At 73.3% G+C, this 3590-nt stretch carries 3 protein-coding genes; 1 reads left to right on the plus strand and 2 read right to left on the minus strand.

All coding sequences use genetic code 11. The features are described 5' to 3' along the window. Window positions 1-227: 227 nt before the first annotated feature. Window positions 228-485, minus strand: a complete 258-nt coding sequence (locus tag AAHZ94_RS30705) for a hypothetical protein (protein ID WP_349996998.1) — start codon at window positions 483-485, stop codon at window positions 228-230. Window positions 486-750: 265 nt separating this feature from the next. Here AAHZ94_RS30705 and AAHZ94_RS30710 point away from each other — a divergent pair, with 265 nt between their 5' ends. Next, window positions 751-1827, plus strand: a complete 1077-nt coding sequence (locus AAHZ94_RS30710; RefSeq protein ID WP_349996999.1) for an ArsR/SmtB family transcription factor — start codon at window positions 751-753, stop codon at window positions 1825-1827. Here AAHZ94_RS30710 and AAHZ94_RS30715 read toward each other — a convergent pair. Continuing rightward, window positions 1793-2950: an alkaline phosphatase PhoX gene (locus tag AAHZ94_RS30715; protein WP_349997000.1), complete on the minus strand. Its 1158-nt coding sequence runs from the start codon at window positions 2948-2950 to the stop codon at window positions 1793-1795. The two genes, AAHZ94_RS30710 and AAHZ94_RS30715, sit on opposite strands and share 35 nt — an antisense overlap. Window positions 2951-3590: the final 640 nt, after the last annotated feature.

Below are 3590 nucleotides of genomic sequence, written 5' to 3' on the forward strand. Positions count from 1 at the left end.
GTTATAATCTCACTGCCCCGGCCCCGCCCGGCCACCCGGCGCGCACGCACCCTCTGATCGGGGCGGACGCGCCACGCAGCCGGACGCGTCACGCAGCCACGCACCGCCGGCCGAGCGCCAGGCGGACGCGCCACCTGCGCACCACCAGCCAGAAGAAAGCACTGCGCAGGCGGGCGCGCGTACCGTCAGCCAGGCGGATGCACCGGCTGATCCGGGCGCACGTACCCTCAGCCAGGTGAAAGCCCCGCCCAGCCGGGGGGGGGGCCCCCCCCCCCCGGCGCCCCCCCCCCCCCCCCCCCCCCCCCCCCCCCCCCCCCGCCCCCGGGGGGGCCCCCCCCGGGGCGGGGGGGGGGCGCCCCCCCCCCCCCCCCCCCCCCCCCCCCCCCCCCCCCCCCCGGGGGGGGCGCCCCGGGGGCCCCCGCGCCCCCCCCCCCGGCGGGGGGGGGGGGGGGGGGGGGCCCCCCCCCCCCTACTACTCCCCCCACGGGAGCCGTTGCCGCCGGCGAGATGTGCGGCGGCAACTGATGCTCAACGGCCTAGCGGCAGCCCGTTACCCCCCACGGGAACGAGCAATCCGGCCTGAGCACCCACCGGGAAAATGCCCCTGCCTTTTCCCACGGACCAGCATTCCGGTTGGACATGTTGGAGCGCGACCCGTTTCAACTGTGGCCAAAAGGGCGTGGTGACTGCTTGTGTTGGGGTGCATACTCAGGGGTTGGGGGAACTACGGATGCCACATGTGGGGGTTTAGTGCTGCGCGTCCATTTCACAAGCGTGGATCTGGCGCGGCTGCGGATGGCCGCTCGACCGGACGCTCTTTGGGAAACTATTTTAAGTTTCCATCGACTTCGTGAGAAACAGGCGGAGAACATCTTTGGTGAATGGCGTTCGCAAACGCGGGCCCGGCTCAATTCGGAGCCGCGGTTGCTGGCGCCACTGGTGCCCCAAAGGGGCTATTTCCCCGACTTCCTGACGCCGTCGGAGGGCGTCATCGGCGTCGAGGAGGCCATGGAGGCGGTGCGGGCCACTCCACCGGAGCGGTTACGCAGCGAGATATCCCAGTTACCCGCCGGCCGTCCGCTGCCCGCCTGGATGCGGCCGATGGCCGACGGCGACGAGGGCGCGGACCGCGCGCTGGCCCGCCTCGTCGACACCCTCCGCGACTACCACCGGGCCGCCATCGCCCCGTACTGGCCGCACCTGCACGCCCGCATCGAGGCGGACCGCGCGGCCCGCGGCCGGGCGCTGCTCGACGGCGGCGTGGACGGGCTGCTGGAGTCGCTGCCGGCCACCATGCGCTGGCGGGCCCCGGTGCTCGAAGTGGACTACCCGGTCGAGCGGGACCTGCACCTCGACGGGCGCGGACTGCTGCTGCTGCCCTCGTTCTTCTGCCGGCGCACGCCGGTGACCTTCCACAACCCGGCGCTCACCCCGGTGCTCGTCTACCCGCTGGAGCACACCTCGGGCCCCGCGCTGGTCACCCCGGCCCGCTCGCTGGTCAAGCTGGTCGGCTCCACCAGGTCGGCCGTGCTCCAGGGCATCGGAGCCGGCTGCACCACCAGCGAACTCGCCCGCCGGGTCGGCGTCTCGCTCGCCTCCGCCAGCCAGCACGCCACCGTGCTGCGGGACGCCGGGCTGCTGGTCACCCTCCGGCAGGGAAGCGCAGTGCTGCACACGCTGACCCCGCTGGGCACCGCCCTGCTGCGCGGCGGCAGCCCGGGGGAGCGCCCCGGCGCCCCGGGAGACCGGCCCGCCCCACCTGCAACGGACCGGCCTCCGCACAGACCCGTCGTTACGAGCGGAACGGGCCCGTCACCTCGTACGTGATGCCGCCCGACGAACTGCCCGTCGTGCCGCGCTGGCTGGAGAAGTACAGCCGCCGACCGTCGGGGGAGAAGGCCGGGCCGGTGATCTCGGAGCCCGACTGGCCGCTGATCCGCAGGAACGGCGCCACCACGTCATCCGGCGTGATCAGGCAGATCTCCATGTTGCCGCCGTCCTTGGCGAGGAACTGGTCGCCCGAGGACGAGCCGGTGATGTTGTCCACGCCGGTCAGCGGGGCGGTGCCGCTGACCAGCGAGTCGTCGTACGCCAACTCGTAGGTGTTGTTGGTCAGGTTGAGCTGCCACACCCGGTTGTCGCCCTTGGTGGTGAACCAGACGGTGTCGTTCGCGTAGTGGCAGCCCTCGCCGCCGTTGAACCGCTTGGCACCCGAGACCTGGTCGCGCGTCGCGGTCGGCGAGCCGTCCGGGTCGGGGACGTTGGCCCAGGTGAAGGAGCCCGAGGAGGACGTGCCCGCCTTGAGCACCTGGAGGGTGCCCGAGGAGAGGTTGCCCCAGGTCGTGGGGACGAAGCGGTAGAAGCAGCCGTTGGACTCGTCCTCGGTCAGGTAGATCGCCTGGCGGACCGGGTCGGCCGCCGCCGCCTCGTGCTTGAAGCGGCCCATGGCATCGCGCCGGTTCGCCGCGTTCACGCCCCACGGGTCGGTCTCGTACACGTACCCGAGGCTGACCTCCTCACAGGAGAGCCAGGTGTTCCACGGGGTCTTGCCGCCGGCGCAGTTCTGCCGGGTGTCAGAGAGCACCCGGTGCGCGCCGGTGATGGTGCCCGAGGAGTTGAACTTGACCGCGCCGACGCCGCCGTTCGGGCTGATCTCCGAGTTGGAGACGTAGATCCAGCCGGTGCCGTCCGCGAAGCAGGCGCCGCCGTCGGGGGCGTCGTGCCAGGTGTAGGCGGTGCCGGCGACCTTCTGCCGGGACCGGGCGATGACGCGGCTGGTGAAGCCGCTGGGCAACCGGATGCCGTTGGCGTCGGCAGAGCCGAGCGCCCCGTACGGGCCGGGGCCGGGCTGGGCGGGGGCGGCATAGGCCGCACCGCGCATCAGCGAGCCGCCGAAGGTCGCTACTGAGGTGCCAATGACTGCGCCACGCAGGAAGGTGCGTCGTTCCACGGTCCACTCCACGGGATCGACGACGGCCGACGGCCGGGTGGCCGGACGGGCAGACTCCGCCCAGCTCACCGGGCGGATTGCAGGTCAGTGCCTGCAAGGCGCGGAGACTATAGGCCCGGTTTTGACAGGGCAGCAACAAAAGGTGGCGTGGGGTGGGTGCGGCGGTGGCTGAAGTTCGCCCGGCCTTCCCCGTCCCAACCCTTCCGGCGCGGACGGCGCGCCGGGGCACGGCTGTCCGCAGGTGATCAGTGCTGCTGAGCGCCGTGCGCCGGGCGCGGGACCGGGCGCCCCCGGCGGCTGCGCGACCCGGCGATGGCCTGTCCCACCTGCACCGTAGGGGTCATGATCGAGCCGAACGTCAGGGGCGCGGTGGCCGATTTCTGGGGCGCTCACTCGGGCCTCGCACGCCGCTTGGCGCGCTGCGGCCACCCGCGCCGAGTGGGAGCGGACCGATCGCAAGCGGCTCGCGCGCCGCGCCCGCGCCCGTCCCGGCGGCAGCGGTGGGCCAGCGCTGGGGCGACAGTGACGCCAGGGGCGCGGCCCGGGCGGGCCGACGGCGCGGGCGCGATGGCGGTCGAGGACGCCGAACGCGGCCTGGCCGCGGTCCAGTTCCACCCCGAGTCGATCATGTCGGGCGAGG

This window comes from Streptomyces sp. HSW2009, assembly GCF_040240285.1.
In the GTDB taxonomy this organism is placed as follows: domain Bacteria; phylum Actinomycetota; class Actinomycetes; order Streptomycetales; family Streptomycetaceae; genus Streptomyces.